This is a genomic window from Pseudomonas borbori (assembly GCF_900115555.1).
Taxonomy (GTDB): Bacteria; Pseudomonadota; Gammaproteobacteria; order Pseudomonadales; family Pseudomonadaceae; genus Aquipseudomonas; species Aquipseudomonas borbori.
Window position 1 is genome coordinate 25,924 of the sequence record NZ_FOWX01000027.1, and the last position, 15,027, is coordinate 40,950.

The 15,027-nt window shown below is 63.6% G+C and carries 13 protein-coding genes; 7 read left to right on the forward strand and 6 right to left on the reverse strand.

Annotation, left to right across the window (positions count from 1 at the left end; translation table 11 throughout):
* Positions 1-11: 11 nt before the first annotated feature.
* On the forward strand, positions 12-1,139 hold the full coding sequence (locus BM315_RS17925; protein WP_090503627.1) for an acyl-CoA dehydrogenase family protein: 1,128 nt from the start codon (positions 12-14) through the stop codon (positions 1,137-1,139).
* 51 nt (positions 1,140-1,190) lie between these two features.
* Here BM315_RS17925 and BM315_RS17930 read toward each other — a convergent pair whose 3' ends face one another.
* From BM315_RS17930 to BM315_RS17940, 3 genes are all read right to left on the reverse strand, one after another.
* Entirely contained in the window at positions 1,191-1,838 is a 648-nt protein-coding gene (locus tag BM315_RS17930; protein WP_090503630.1) for a DUF502 domain-containing protein, read from the reverse strand.
* 83 nt (positions 1,839-1,921) lie between these two features.
* Positions 1,922-2,596, reverse strand: a complete 675-nt coding sequence (locus BM315_RS17935) for an RES family NAD+ phosphorylase (RefSeq protein WP_090503633.1) — start codon at positions 2,594-2,596, stop codon at positions 1,922-1,924.
* Entirely contained in the window at positions 2,593-2,997 is a 405-nt protein-coding gene (locus tag BM315_RS17940; protein WP_090503636.1) for an MbcA/ParS/Xre antitoxin family protein, read from the reverse strand. The genes BM315_RS17935 and BM315_RS17940 overlap by 4 nt, the downstream gene beginning before the upstream one ends.
* Positions 2,998-3,249: 252 nt before the next feature.
* Between BM315_RS17940 and BM315_RS17945 the strand changes: the two genes are divergently transcribed.
* The 4 genes from BM315_RS17945 to gntR all read left to right on the forward strand — a co-directional run bounded on the left by BM315_RS17945 (position 3,250) and on the right by gntR (position 7,914).
* Positions 3,250-4,386: a gluconokinase, GntK/IdnK-type gene (locus BM315_RS17945; RefSeq protein ID WP_244527325.1), complete on the forward strand. Its 1,137-nt coding sequence runs from the start codon at positions 3,250-3,252 to the stop codon at positions 4,384-4,386.
* Between the two features lie 63 nt (positions 4,387-4,449).
* Complete coding sequence (locus BM315_RS17950; protein WP_090503638.1) at positions 4,450-5,727, forward strand: TRAP transporter large permease subunit; 1,278 nt, start codon at positions 4,450-4,452, stop codon at positions 5,725-5,727.
* Between the two features lie 73 nt (positions 5,728-5,800).
* Positions 5,801-6,814 (forward strand): TRAP transporter substrate-binding protein, encoded by a 1,014-nt coding sequence (locus tag BM315_RS17955; RefSeq protein ID WP_090503641.1) that lies wholly within the window; start codon positions 5,801-5,803, stop codon positions 6,812-6,814.
* Between the two features lie 80 nt (positions 6,815-6,894).
* Entirely contained in the window at positions 6,895-7,914 is a 1,020-nt protein-coding gene (gene gntR / locus BM315_RS17960; RefSeq protein WP_090503643.1) for an HTH-type transcriptional regulator GntR, read from the forward strand.
* A gap of 57 nt (positions 7,915-7,971) precedes the next feature.
* Here gntR and BM315_RS17965 read toward each other — a convergent pair whose 3' ends face one another.
* Positions 7,972-8,904, reverse strand: a complete 933-nt coding sequence (locus BM315_RS17965) for a LysR family transcriptional regulator (protein ID WP_090503646.1) — start codon at positions 8,902-8,904, stop codon at positions 7,972-7,974.
* A 157-nt stretch (positions 8,905-9,061) separates the two neighbouring features.
* Between BM315_RS17965 and BM315_RS17970 the strand changes: the two genes are divergently transcribed.
* On the forward strand, positions 9,062-10,270 hold the full coding sequence (locus BM315_RS17970; RefSeq protein ID WP_090503649.1) for an acyl-CoA dehydrogenase: 1,209 nt from the start codon (positions 9,062-9,064) through the stop codon (positions 10,268-10,270).
* A 249-nt stretch (positions 10,271-10,519) separates the two neighbouring features.
* The gene (locus BM315_RS17975; protein WP_090503651.1) at positions 10,520-13,768 is read left to right on the forward strand and encodes a DUF1631 family protein; all 3,249 of its coding nucleotides are present in this window, start codon (positions 10,520-10,522) and stop codon (positions 13,766-13,768) included.
* 59 nt (positions 13,769-13,827) lie between these two features.
* On the opposite strand, the gene BM315_RS17980 is transcribed toward BM315_RS17975, so the two are convergent.
* Entirely contained in the window at positions 13,828-14,013 is a 186-nt protein-coding gene (locus tag BM315_RS17980; protein WP_090503654.1) for a hypothetical protein, read from the reverse strand.
* A 14-nt stretch (positions 14,014-14,027) separates the two neighbouring features.
* Positions 14,028-15,008, reverse strand: coding sequence for a TerC family protein (locus BM315_RS17985; RefSeq protein WP_090503656.1), 981 nt, complete (start codon positions 15,006-15,008; stop codon positions 14,028-14,030).
* Between the last annotated feature and the right edge of the window lie 19 nt (positions 15,009-15,027).

Sequence of the window (15,027 nt, forward strand, 5' to 3'; positions counted from 1 at the left end):
GGGAGAGCCCCATGATTCCATCCGAACAAGATCTGCAGATCCGTGACATGGCCCGCCAGTTCGCCCAGGAACGACTGAAACCCTTCGCCGCCGACTGGGATCGCGAGCACCGGTTCCCCGCCGAGGCCATCGCCGAGATGGGCGAGCTGGGCTTCATGGGCATGCTGGTGCCGGAAGACTGGGGCGGCGCGCAGACCGGCCACCTGGCCTACGCCATGGCCCTGGAGGAAGTCGCCGCCGGCGATGGTGCCTGCTCGACCATCATGAGCGTGCACAACTCGGTGGGCTGCATGCCGATCCTCAAGTACGGCAGCGAGGAGCAGAAACAGCGCTTCCTCCGCCCGCTGGCCGAGGGGAGGATGCTCGGCGCCTTCGCCCTCACCGAACCCCAGGCCGGCTCGGATGCCAGCGACCTGCGCAGCCGTGCCCGGCGCGACGGCGAGCACTATGTACTCAACGGCAGCAAGCAGTTCATCACCTCCGGCAGCCACGCCGGGATGGTGATCGTCTTCGCCGTGACCGATCCGGCGGCCGGCAAGAAGGGCATCAGCGCCTTTATCGTGCCCACCGATACGCCCGGCTACTCGGTGGTGCGCGTCGAGGACAAGCTCGGCCAGCACGCCTCCGACACCTGCCAGATCCAGCTCGACGAGCTGCGCATCCCGGCCGGCCTACGGTTGGGCGAGGAGGGCCAGGGCTATCGCATTGCCCTGGGCAACCTGGAGGGCGGACGCATCGGCATCGCCGCCCAGGCGGTGGGCATGGCTCGCGCGGCCTTCGAGGCGGCGCGCGATTACGCCCATGAGCGGCAGACCTTCGGCAAGCCGATCATCGAGCATCAGGCGGTGGCCTTTCGTCTGGCCGACATGGCCACCCAGATCGCCGTGGCGCGGCAGATGGTGCATCACGCCGCCAGCCTGCGCGAAGCCGGCCTGGCCTGCCTGACCGAGGCCTCGATGGCCAAGCTGTTCGCCTCGGAGATGGCCGAACGGGTCTGCTCGGCGGCGCTGCAGACCCTCGGCGGCTACGGCTACCTCAAGGACTTCCCGCTGGAGCGCATCTATCGCGACGTGCGCGTGTGCCAGATCTACGAAGGCACCAGCGACGTGCAGCGGCTGGTGATTGCACGCAGTTTCTAGATCCCCTGCAAGTCGCCTCGTGCGCGCAAAGGCGCCGCACGGGGTGACTGGCTAGACTGTGCGCGGGCGCTGTGGCGGTGGGTTGATGCCCATGGACAGATAAATGCTGGTGAAGGCATCGACGCCGATATTGGCTGGCTTGACCCATTCCACTGGCACATACAGCAGGCCGCCGCCGATGGGGATGGGCGCGGTGGGCACCAGCACGGCGTAATAGCTGCGGCCATCGATATCAATCGGGTTGGGGTTGGGCATCAGCGCCAGCACGGCGGCACCGTCACCACCGAACAGGCACCACACGGGGCTCATGGCGTTGATGTCGGCCCCTTCCTTTTTCTCCAGCAAGGCGACAAAGCGATCCGCCAGGTTGTACAGCTTGCCGAACAGCGGGATGCGCCGCAGGGTCAGGTCGGTCAGCCATTGCAGCGGACGGCGCAGCCCGAGCTGCACGCCCAGGCCCAGGGCATAGATGCCCATCAGCAGCGCCGCAGTACCCAGGGTGTACGCCAGGTAGGCGTTACTGGCGTATGGCTGGCCCATGCTGGAAAACACCTGGCCGATGTAGCTGGATGGCCCGATTGCCTGGTTCAACAGGCCGACTATCCAGGTCAGCAGCGTCAGGCTCAGGGCCAGCGGCAGCAAGACGATCAAGCCGGTTAGCCAGGTCGCGAGGAGGGCGTTGATGCTTTTCTTGAACATATGGACGGGATCCGGTCGAGTGGCGGTATCAGGCAGGCAGTTGTTCGGGACACTTGCGTGGACTGTTACGCAGTGTCGGGCATTCAGGCGATGGTTTTAAGGGTGAAGACTTCGGTGATCCGCTGCAGCTTGCCATCCCAGACGTAGCGCAGATGCACGCCCTGATGCGGAATGCTCGCCGCCGGCGGGCGGAACAGGGCGGCGCATTCGCCTGCGGGGTGGCGCACGCTGCGGTAGAGCAGGCCCCAGGAACCCTGCTTGCGTCGTTCGGCGGCGAAGCGCTGGGCGATCGGGTAGGCGGCCGGATCCGGATCGTGCAGGTGCTCATGATCCTGGCGTATGTCGTCCAGCGCTTTGACTACCCGGCAGACGTAGGCGCGCAGGGTCAGTTCCAGGCTCGGTTCCCGGGTCGCGCGCAGGAAGCGCTCGCGGTGGTAGCGGGTTTCCGCCACCGCGGTGTGCAGGCTGTCGCCACAGTAATAGACGCCATACTGGCCCGCAGTGAAGCGGCTGATCGCGCCGACATGGGTGAAGGCGGCCATCAGCGGCGACGAGCCGGGGCCGCTGACCCGGTCTTCCGGTGCCACATGAGCGAGCAGGCCGGCTTCTTCGCGCAGGCGGTCGTTGGTCAGGCCCTCGATCAGGAAGGCCTGCTCGAGGTCGGCGGCATCCAGCACGTCCTCGAACACCGAGATCGGCGGAAAGGCGCTGGAAACCAGGCGATAGGCCCGCAGCCAGGCGGGCAGGGTCTGCCTCAACCCCTGACACCGTCGAGGTAGCGACGCACGTCGGCGAGGTCGACCACACCGCCGGCGAGCATCAGCTCGAGTGCGCTGTTGCCATTGAATGGCGCCTCGCTGTTGGCTTTTCTCACCCACTCATAGGTCGAGGGTTTGTCGCCGAACAGGATGCGCAGGGACTTGTGGATGCCCATCAGGTAGGACACCCGTTCCATGGTGTCGCGGGGCAGGCGTACTTCCGGCAGTTGCCGGTATTTGTACAGGGTGCTGCGGCCGATCGAACCCAGCAGGACCATCTGTTCCTCGACCGAGCAATGCCATTTGTCCATCAGGTTGAAGAAGAATTTCAGCGCGACCTGACCCGCCTTGGGCGAGTCAATGTCGAACTCTGGGGCGTTGCGATGCGCGCTAGCAGTCATGCTCGTTCATCCATATATGGACTTTAGTTGAAGATTAGTCTTCATTTGGATTCGATGCAATGGCTCGGAGGGAGGCACCGATCAGGGTTGCCGACACTGGCCGGGTTCGCCGATACCTGTAGTAATCGCCAGAAAGTACCGTTTGGCAGTTTTTCGTCGATTACCAGGGGGAGGCTTGTCGATTAACTTGGTTAGCGCTAACATCGGCTCAAACAACAAACGGCCCCGCCCCATGGGTGCCCTGGAGAACCCATGCAGACAGTCAATCCTGCCCCCGCCGTCATTGCGGCACGCCGTACCCTGGTGGTCATGGGCGTCAGTGGCTCCGGCAAGAGCGAGATCAGCCAAGCCGTGGCCAGCGAACTTGCCTGGCGGCATATCGAAGCCGACCATTTCCATCCCGAGGCTAACGTCGAGCGGATGCGCGCCGGCACTGCCCTCACCGACGACGACCGCATTCACTGGCTGGATGCGCTGATCGTCGAGATGCAGGCCGCGCAGGCCGCGGGAGAGGGATTCGTGCTCGCCTGTTCGGCACTCAAGCGCAGCTACCGCGAACGCCTGCGCGCCGCCGTGCCGGGCTTGCAGTTCGCTCATCTGGATATCGATCGGGCCACCGCCTTGCAGCGGGTAGGTGCAAGGCCCGGGCATTTCATGCCGATCTCGCTGGTCGACAGCCAGTTCACCACCCTCGAGTCGCCCAACGGCGAACCCCATGTGTTCAGCCTCAGTGCCGCGCAGAGCCGCGCAGAGGTGGTTGCGCAAATCTGTGCCTGGGTGCGCCGCGATGCCACGGGTGAGGAGATCGAGGCGCAGGTGGATCTTTCTGCGCAGCCGTTTGATAGCGCTAACCATGGCCCGCAACTGACTGCCGAACCTATCTACAGCGGTGGCCTGGCGCAGCTGTTCGACCGCCTCACCGACGGCCTGATGGCCGGGTTGATGGCCTTCATGGTGGCCGCCGTCTTCATCAACGTGGTGTTGCGCTATGCCTTCGGCACCGGCTGGGCCGGCGTCGAGGAGTTGTCGCGGCTGGCCTTCGTCTGGCTGGTGTTCGTCGGTGTGGCGTCGAGCATGCGCCGCGGCGAACTGATGACCTTTCGCATGATCCGCGACCGCTTCCCCCATGCCGCTCGCCGCCTGATCGACTCGGTCAGCTGGCTGCTGGTGATAGTCGCCAGCCTGCTCTCGGCCCTGGGTGCCTGGAGCCAGGTGCAATACGGCTGGGGCAACCACAGCACGGTGGTCGGCTACCCGGTGGTGCTGGCGATGGTGCCGGTGTTGGCCAGCATGGCGGTGCTCGCGCTGTTGGCGCTGGTGCAGCTCGTCAACGTCTGGCGCCGACCGCGCGAGCAGGCTGCGGCGCTGGCCAATGTTACGGCCGACTGAGCAGATGTTCGCGTTGCATTCTTTCCATAACAAGATCGGGCACTGCCCACCGAGGACCCGCTGATGACCGTCGCTGTCTTCCTTGCTTCACTGCTGGGTTTCATGTCCTTCGGCATGCCCATCGCCTTCGCCCTGATTCTCACCGGCGCGGTGCTGATGTGGTATCTGCAGTTCTGGGACGTGCAACTGCTGGCGCAGAACCTGCTCGCCGGCGCCGACAGCTTTCCGCTGCTGGCCGTGCCCTTCTTCATCCTGGCCGGTGAGCTGATGAACGCCGGCGGCATCTCCAGGCGCATCATCGCCATGGCCCAGGCCTACTTCGGCCACCTGCGCGGCGGTCTCGGCTACGTGGCGATCGCCGCGGCGGTGCTGCTGGCGAGCATGTCCGGCTCGGCCCTGGCCGACACTGCGGCGCTGGCCACCCTGTTGCTGCCGATGATGCGTCAGCGTGGTTACCCGCTGCATTCCTCGGCCGGCCTGGTGGCGGCCGGCGGCATCATCGCGCCGATCATTCCGCCGTCGATGCCCTTCGTGATCTATGGCGTGGTGACCAATACCTCGATCAGCCAGCTGTTCATGGCCGGTCTGGTGCCGGGCCTGATCATGGGCGTCGGCCTGATCTTCGCCTGGACCCTGATCGCCCGCGGCTTCACCGAGCCGACCCCGCCCAAGGCGAGCAAGGCCGAACGCCGCCGCGTGCTGGTGGATGGCGCCGCGGCGCTGATGTTGCCGGTGATCATCGTCGGCGGCCTGCGCTTCGGCATCTTCACCCCGACCGAGGCGGCGGTGGTGGCGGCGGTCTATGCCCTGGCGGTGTCGACCCTGCTCTATCGCGAGCTGAGCTGGGCGGCGCTGAGCGAGACCCTGACCCGCGCTAGCCGCACCACCGCCTCGGTGATGTTCCTCTGCGCCGCGGCCACGGTATCGGCCTATATGGTCACTCTGGCCCAGTTGCCGGAGGAAATCGGCGCCATGCTCGGCCCGCTGCTCGACCATCCGCATCTGCTGATGCTGGCGATCATGCTGCTGATGATCGCGGTGGGCATGGTCCTCGACCTGACCCCGACCATCCTGATTCTGGCGCCGGTGCTGGCGCCTATTGCGATCAAGGCCGGCATCGATCCGGTGTACTTCGGCGTGATGTTCGTGCTCATCGGCTCCATCGGCCTGATCACCCCGCCGGTGGGCACGGTGCTCAACGTGGTCGGCGGTATCGGCAGGCTGCGCATGGAAATCCTGGTGCGCGGGGTGATGCCGTTCTTCTACATCTACCTGGGCATTGTCGCGCTGCTGATTGCCTTCCCGGCCATCGTCACGGTGCCGCTGGCATGGTTGCGCTGATGTTTTCCACGTCCGGCAGCAGGCTGCCGGGCACCCCCGTTGTATCTTCCACAACAATAAGAGGCACTTGCTGATGAAACGTCCACTGATCACCGTTCTGGCTGCGGCCATGCTGTTCAGCCCGCTGGCCACGCTCACCGCCCAGGCCGATGAAGTCCGTTCGCGGATGATTCGCTTCGGCTACGGGCTCAACGAACAGAGCAACCAGGGCCGGGCGGCCAAGCTGCTGGCCGAGGAAGTCGCCAAGGCCTCCGCAGGAAAATTGAAGATGCGCACCTATGCCGCGGCCAGCCTGGGTTCGGACGACCAGATGCAGAACGCGCTGATTGGCGGCGCCCAGGAAATGATGGTCGGCTCCACCGCTACCCTGGTCGGCATCAGCAAGGAAATGGCGGTGTGGGACACGCCGTTCCTGTTCACCCGCGAGCAGCAGGCCGATGCGGTGCTGGATGGCCCGGTCGGGCGTCAGGTGATGGACAAGCTGGAAGAGAAGGGCCTGGTCGGCCTGGTCTACTGGGAGAACGGTTTCCGCAACATGACCAACAACGTCCGGCCGATCAGCAAACTGGAGGATTTCTCCGGGATCAAGCTGCGGGTGATGCCCAACCCGGTATTCCTCGAGACCTTCAAACTGATGGGCGCCAACGCCGTGCCGCTGCCGTTCTCCGAGTTGTTCACCGCGCTGGAGACCAAGGCGGTGGATGGCCAGGAAAATCCCTTCAACACCATCCTCTCGTCGAAGTTCTTCGAGGTGCAGAAGTACCTGACGGTGACCAACCACGTCTACAGCCCGTGGATCGTCACCGCGTCCAAGCGCTGGTGGGACGGCCTGTCGCAGACCGAACAGGGCATCATCCTGGAGGCGGCGAAGAAGGCCCGCGACTTCGAGCGTCAGGACACCCGCGCCGAGGCGGCCAAGGCCCTGGCCCAGCTCAAGGACAACGGCATGCAGGTCAACCAGGTCAGCGACGCCGAGCTGCAGCGCATGCGCGAGCAGGCCCAGCCGGCGATTCAGCAGGTGATCGATACGGTCGGTCAACCGCTGTTCGATCAGGTGCAGGCCGAGTTGGCCAAGGTGCCGGAATAAGGTCCCTGCATGGCGGTCGGCCGATGTCGGGCTGACCGCCGCGCCTGCTAGAATCGCCTGCCTTTTCCAGGGAAGTAGTCATGAGCCCACGTCGTCGTCGCTCCGCCGAACGCGTCACCCTGTCCGATGTGGCCAAGGCCGCCGGTTGCTCGCTGATGTCCGCCTCGCGCGCCTTGTCGCAGCCGGAACGGGTTTCCGATGCGCTGCGCGCGCAGGTCATGCAGGCGGCCAAGGCGCTGGGCTACGTGGCCAATCCGGCGGCGCGGGCGCTGGCCAGTTCCAAGTCGAACCTGGTGGCGGTGCTGATTCCGTCGCTGTCCAACTCGGTATTCGTCGACACCGTCGAGGCGATCCAGCGGGTGCTGATGCCCGCTGGCTTCGAGATGATGATCGGGGTCAGCCACTATCGCCCCGAGGAAGACGAGCGTCTGCTGCGCTCCTACCTGGCGCATCAGCCGGCCGGCCTGTTGCTCACCGGTTTCGAGCGCAGCGACACGGCGCGGGAGATTCTCGGAGGTTGCCGCGGGCCCATCGTCACCATGATGGAGCTGAGCGATGACGAGGACGAGTACTGCGTCGGCTTCTCGCAACTGGATGCCGGCGCGGCCATGACCGGCGCGCTGATCGAGCGCGGCTACCGGCATATCGCCTTCGCCGCCGCCCAGTTGGACCCGCGCACCCTGCAGCGTGCCGAGGGCTACCGGCAGTGCATGCGGGTGCACGGCCGTTACAACCCGAGCCTGGAACTGCTCACCCCAGAGCTGTCCTCGATCGGCCTGGGCGCCAATCTACTCGACCGCCTGCTGGCCCAGCACCCGGAAATCGACGCGGTGTTCTTCAACAACGACGACCTGGCCCTGGGCGCACTGTTTCGCGCTCGTCAGCTCGATCTGGCGGTGCCGCAACGGCTGGCCATCGCCGGCTTCAACGACCTGCCGGCCGCCGCCTGGGTGCATCCGGCGCTGACCACGGTGCGCACCATCCGCGGGCGCATCGGCCAGTTGGCCGGGGAAATGCTGCTGACCCTGATGCGCGGCGAACAGCCGGCCGCGCACTGCATCGACGTGGGTTTCGAACTGGTGCTGCGCGACAGCGCTTGAGCTGCCTGGCCATGAAAAATATCCGAAATTTTGGCTTTTTATCAAGGTCTTACCGCGCTAACTTGAAGCTTTATCGAGTTTCTTTTCCTGGGCGATGACGTGCTGGCAGATCTCGATGATCTGCTCGCGCATCCAGCGGTTGGCCGGATCCTGGTCGGTGCTCTCGTGCCAGTACAGGTGGGTTTCCAGGGCCGGCATGTCGCTGACCGGCAACTCCATGTAATGCAGGTCGTTACGCCGGGCGAAGCGCTCCGGTACGGTGATTGCCATGTCGGTGCTGTGCAGCACGGTGGAGGCCATCAGGTAATGCTGCGAACGCAGGGCAACCCGGCGTTTCAGGCCCATCTTGCCCAGCGACAGGTCGATATAGCCTAGGCCGCTGCGGCGGCTGGAAATCTGGATGTGGGTCAGCGACAGGTATTCGTCCAGGCTGATCTTGTCCTTGGCCAGCGGGTGGCCCCTGCGCATGGCGCAGACGTAGCGGTCTTCCATCATCTTGACGTGCCGCACCTGGGGATCGGTGTTGAGCGGCGCGTCGACGGCGAAGTCGAGCCGGCCCGCGGCCAGTTCCTTGGTGGTTTCGCGGCGGCGGGCGAGCATGCTTTCGAGGCTGACATTCGGTGCCAGGCGGCGCAGGCGCTGGAACAGGGAGGGCAGCACCAGCGCCTCGGTGAGGTCGGTCATGCTGATGCGGTAGGTCTTGTTGGCCTCTGCCGGATTGAAGATGCGGCTTTCCTGCACCGAGATGCGCAATTGCTGCAGGGCACTGCGTACCGGTGCGATGATGTTCTGCGCCATGGGTGTGGGCACCATGCCCTGAGCGGTGCGCACGAACAAGGGGTCGTTGAAGGTCTCGCGCAGGCGGGCGAGGGCATTGGACACGGCCGGCTGGGTGATGCCGACGATCTGCCCGGCACGGGTCAGATTGGCCTCGGTGTAGATGGCATCGAAGACGATAAAGAGGTTGAGATCGACCTTGTTCAGATTCATTGCGCGCTCGCTCCGAGGGTTGTCGGTATCAGTTGATCATATATCGGTGATGAATGTTTATACACGGCGAGAATAGATTAGATAAATCTTAGGGCCTGTTCTAGCATCATTTTCAGATCGAACACCTCACCAAATCAGCCCGCAGAAGGTAGCTCCCATGGATTTCGCCTACTCCCCCAAGGTTCAGGAACTGCGTGAGCGCGTCAGCGCGTTTATGCAGTCCCACGTCTATCCGGCCGAGGCCGTGTTCGAGCAGCAGGTCAATCAAGGCGACCGCTGGCAGCCCACCGCGATCATGGAAGAGCTGAAGGCCAAGGCCAAGGCCGAAGGCTTGTGGAACCTGTTCCTGCCGGAGTCGGAACTGGGTGCCGGCCTGACCAACACCGAATACGCGCCGCTCGCGGAAATCATGGGTAGCTCGCTGATCGGTGCCGAGCCATTCAACTGCGCAGCGCCGGATACCGGCAACATGGAAGTGCTGGTGCGCTACGCCAACGAGGCGCAGAAGGAGCAATGGCTCAAGCCGCTGCTGGCCGGGGAGATCCGCTCGGCCTTCGCCATGACCGAGCCGGGCGTGGCCTCATCCGATGCCACCAACATGGAGGCCCGCGCCGTGCGCGAGGGGGACGAGTGGGTGATCAACGGGCGCAAGTGGTGGACCTCCGGCGCCTGCGATCCGCGCTGCAAGATCATGGTCTTCATGGGCCTGACCAATCCCGACGCGCCGCGCCACCAGCAGCATTCGATGATCCTGGTGCCGATGGATACCCCCGGAGTGAAGATGCTGCGCCCGCTGCCGGTATTCGGCTACGACGACGCGCCCCATGGCCATGCCGAAGTGCTGTTCGAGAACGTACGGGTGCCCTACGAGAACGTGCTGCTCGGCGAGGGCCGCGGCTTCGAGATCGCCCAGGGCCGCCTTGGCCCGGGTCGTATCCACCACTGCATGCGCTCGATCGGCATGGCCGAACGCGCACTGAAACTGATGTGCGAGCGTTCGATCAACCGCACCGCCTTCGGCAGGCCGCTGGCGCGCCTGGGCGGCAACATCGACCACATCGCCGATTCGCGCATGGAGATCAACATGGCGCGCCTGTTGACCCTGAATGCGGCCTATATGATGGACACCGTCGGCAACAAGATCGCCGCCAGCGAAATCGCCCAGATCAAGGTGGTGGCGCCGAACGTCGCGCTCAAGGTGATCGACCGCGCCATCCAGATCCACGGCGGCGCCGGGGTTTCCAACGACTTCCCGCTGGCCTATTGGTACGCCATGCAGCGCACCCTGCGCCTGGCCGACGGCCCGGACGAAGTACACCGCATGGCCGTCGGCAAGTTCGAGATTGGCAAGTACATGGCGAAGTAACCGCATTGCACCGCAGCGCTCACCGACGCTGCCAAGGAAATGACGACAAGGCCCGCCAAGCATGCGGGCCTTGTCGTTGCTGCGTCAGCGCCCACGCATGGCTGCGGATCGTCATGGCTGCGGATGGTCATAAAAGAACGCCTGAAATGCAACGAGGCGTCGGTCGAATTCAATCCTGAGGTATATAGTTGATCTGTGGCAGCGGAAGCCTGTCGCGCTAGGGGAAAGACAACGCGTTGGGGGGGAGGGATGCAGACGCAGCAGTTGCCAGTGATCGAGGCCTTGGGGCAGTCGTTGAATAGCTACCTGCCCCACTGCCTGGAAGGGGTGTTCGACGCCACCATTCGGCTCTTGAATGAACAGCGCCTGTCGGCGCGCAGCAACAAGGAGGCCCTGGGCTGCGAGGAATTTCTGCGCCTGTGCATATCCCTGCGCGAGCAGGTCATCGGCGCAACGGTCAAGACCATCCGGGGCGTGCTGCCTGTCGGCATTATTGCGCAGGCGCAGGCGCAGACCGATGCCACCCAGTGGCAACTGGTCGATGATGACGAAGTGGAAGAAATGCTTGAGGCGCGCCGCCTGGTGCGTCAGTTGCGCGAACCCTTGGGGAGCTTGGAATGGCGTAGTTGCGCCAAGCTGAATGCAGTCACCGGCGTGCACGCGAAAGATCGGGAAAGCCCGTTGTCACTGGAGTTCATGGTGCGCACGCTGCAGGGGCAACTGCAGCTGCGCGAGCAATTGCCGCTGGTCCGCGAGTTGTTCTACGCGGCAGCAGCGCCGGTGCTGGCCAGTGATCTGAAGGTTTACTTCGAGCAATTGGACCAGGTTTTCGAGCGTTTCAAGATAGAGCCGCTGATCGATCCGCTGGTACTCCCCGCTCAGGAACGACGCCGTGCGCCGCCCAGCGCGGCGCCGGATGCGCCTTACCGGGCAATCGAGCATTTGCGCGAGGCCGGGGCGGATGCTGCGGCTGGCGCCCGTACCGCAGGTGACGCTTGTACCGTGGTGGAGGCGGCAGATGCCTCCCGGCTGCAGGCGGCGCTAGGCAAGCTGCAACGGCTCACTCCGCCGGAACAAGGCTGGTCGCCGGACACTTTTCTGCAGGAGTTGAGCGCGGCCGGAGCCGTGCTGTCGCCGCGCCAGAGTGCGGATGCCGGGGTGGTGGCCGAGCTGTTCCAGCACATCGAGCTGGAAACGACGATTGCCCGCAATGTCAAACCAGCCCTGCGCCGGCTCATGGTGCCAGTCGTTCAGGCTTCCATGCTCGACCCCGCAGCCTTTGCCGATTCGACCCATCCGGTCCGCGCCACCTTGGACAAGTTGATGCGGCTCAGTGATTTTTCCGAGTCCCCCAACCATGCTCTCGAAGAGCGTGTCCAGCAGTTGATCGACGGCATCGTCGCCGACTACAGCGGTGACAGCAGCGTGTTCATCCGCTGCGATCAGGAGCTCGAGCAGCTGCTGGCGGTGCAACAGCGCGCCTACAGCAATAACGCCGATCGCGTGCGCCAGTACATCCGCGGACGAGATGTGCTCGAGCAAGCCAGGCAGCATGTCGCTCGTGAACTATACGAATTGCTTGGCCGCCGGGCGCCGCAGGTGCTGCTCGACTGGCTGGACATCGGCTGGCGCGAATTGCTGGTGCATGAGCTGATCCGCCAGGGCGAAGAGAGCTTTGAATGGCTGGATGATCTGGCCGTGTTGCGTCAGCTCAATGGCTGGCTACAGGCCGATACCGATGCCTGGGGCTACAGCGCCAGCCGGGTCGAGCGGGCGTTCGAAACCGAGCCGGTGCTGGAATTGCTGCGCAAACGCATGGAAAGCTTTCTGCCCGGGCAATTTCGTCACACCCCGGTGCTCAAGCAATTGCAGGCGCAACTGGTCGGCGATCAGCCGGTCGAACTGGTCAACCTGCCTGCGCCCATTGCGACGCCTCCCATGCTACGTCACTCGCCGGCCCAGCAACGCTGGCGCGAGCGGGTGCAACAGCTCACGGCCGGCGACTGGTTGGTGACCCGCGATGGTCAGTATCTGCAACTGGTCTGGGCCAATTCGGTCACCGACCACTACATTCTGGTCGACCGCCAGGGCCGCGAAGCCGACAGCCTCACCAGCGACGAATTGATCGACAAGTTCGCCTCCGGCAGGCTGGGGGTTGCGACCCCGGAAATGCACGACGGCGGAGTGATTCAGAAGCACCTGGAAGATATCGTCGGCAACTTGTACCGCGATATCGCCCATGCCCGCAGCCACGACGAGCTCACCGGCTTGCTCAACCGTCGCAGTTTCGAGACGGCGATCGCCCAAGCCCTGGCGTCCCGGGAGAAGAATGCCTTTATCTATGGGCACATCGACCAGTTCGGCCTGTTGAACGCCCGTCTGGGCCACGTCGCCGGCGATGCCTACCTCAAACAGATCGCCGAATTGCTGGCGGCCCAGTTGCCCGCGACTGCGACCTTGGCGCGCATCGGGGGGGCGGATTTCGCCGTGGCCCTGAGCGAGTCGGATGAACCCCGGGCCGGCCAGTTGGCCGAACGCCTGCGGGCCGTCACCGAGGCCAAGGTATTCGAATGGGAAGGGCATTCGCACGCGGCCACCATGAGTATTGGCATTGTCCTGATGAGCGAGCGCCACGATGTGATCAATCTGTTTCGCGATCTGCAAAGCGCATGCGCCACCGCGAAGGACTCGGGGCGCAACTGTGTGCACACCTACAACGATGAGATCGATGGCGTGCACACCGGACTGATGGCCATAGCCGGGCGGGTAGACGACATTATCGAGCGCGGCGAACTCAGTCTGCGTGCGCAGCAAATTGCCCCTGCCGGAGGCTTGCACGACCAGTTGCCACATTATGAAGTGTTGTTGGTCATGGAGAATGAAGTCACGTTGCTCGACTTCATTACGGCTGCCGAGCGCTATAACCGCATGACCAAGGTCGACCGCTGGGTGCTCAAACGGGTGTTCAGTAAGTTGGCGCAACATCCGGAGTTCTGGACATATGCAAGCGGGGTATCGATCAATTTATCCGGCAGCAGCCTGAATGACGACAAGCTGCTGCACTTCATCGAAACCCTGTTCGAGGATTACCCGGTGCCGCCGCAGCGAATCCGTTTCGAAATTACCGAAACCGCTGCGGTGGCCAACCTGACCAAAACCGCCGATCTGGTGCGTTACCTGCAACGCCTGGGCTGCACCTTCGCCATCGACGATTTTGGTACCGGTTTTTCCTCCTACGAGTATCTCAAGCGACTGCCCGTGGATTTCGTCAAGATCGATGGCGGCTTCGTCAAGGAGATCGAACGCTCGCCAAGCGATCTGGCGATGGTCAAGTCGATCAATGAGATCGCGCATTTGCTCGGCCGCAAGACGATTGCCGAGTACGTCGAAACCGTCAGTATTCGCGAGTGTTTGGCCGAGTTGGGCGTTGACTATGTGCAAGGCTATGGTGTCGAGCACCCGCGGCCCTTGAACGAGTGCCTTGCCGGGGTGAAGTGAGCAGGCGCGAAAGGATGATGCCTGCGCTGGCTCGTGCACTTGAGTGCCACGCGCCTGCTTCAGCGCGGCGGATAGGCGCCGTGGTCGTATTCGGCCTGCTCGCGCAGCCAGAGCAGACGTTGATGCAACTGGGCGGCGAAGGTGCGGGCCGCCAGTTCTTCATGAAAGGTTACGCCGCGCGGGCCCATGCGCACTTGCCAGAGCGTGCGGCCCTGGCGTTGCAGGTTTTCGATCCGTACATCCATCCTGCTTCCCCCTCTTATGCCGACTCGCTTCGGGTTTTCAAAAGGGACAACAACACCCCGCCGGCCAGCAGGCAGAAGGTTACGCTAAGTGACACCAATGCTGGAATCTTGCCAATGAAACCGTGCAGGAAAATTTTCCCGCCGATAAAGATCAGCACCAGGGCCAACGCGTATTTCAGGTAGATGAAGCGGTGCATCAGCGCGGCCAGGGCGAAGTACAGGGCGCGCAACCCGAGGATCGCGAAGATATTCGAGGTGTAGACGATAAACGGATCCTGAGTGATGGCGAATACCGCGGGCACGCTGTCCACGGCGAATACCAGATCGGCCAGTTCGATCAGCACCAGTGCCAGCAGCAGGGGGGTGGCGTAGCGCACCAGCTTGCCGCTGGCCGGGTCGCGCAGGCGCACGAGGAAGCGTCCCTCATGCACCTCATCGGTGACGCGGATGTGCCGGCGCAAGAATTTCAGCAGCGGGTTTTGCGCCAGATCCGGATGGTGCAGTTCGCGGCTGAACAGCATTTTCACCCCGGTCAGCAGCAAAAAGGCGCCGAATACATAGAGAACCCAGTCGAAGCGCTGCACCAGCGCGGTGCCCAGACCGATCATGATCGCGCGCAACACTATGACCCCGAGGATGCCCCAGAACAACACCCTGTGCTGGTAGCGCCGGGGAATGCCGAAGAATCCGAGGATCATCGCCATGACGAACACGTTGTCCATCGACAGCGATTGCTCGACCAAAAAGCCGGTGTAGAACTCCAGCGCCTTGTTGGCCCCTAGTTGCCACCAGATCCAGCCGCCGAACAGCAAGCCGACACTGAAGTAGCCGCTGTACAGCAGCAGGCTCTCGCGCATTTCGATTTCGTGTTGGTCGCGATGCAGCACGCCGAGGTCGAACACCAGTAGCGCCAGGACGATGGCGATAAAGGCCAGCCAGAACCAACCGGGGGTGCCGAGAAAGGAGGCGGTAAAAAAACTCTGCAGAGCGTTCATGAGCCCTCCCTGCTATCAG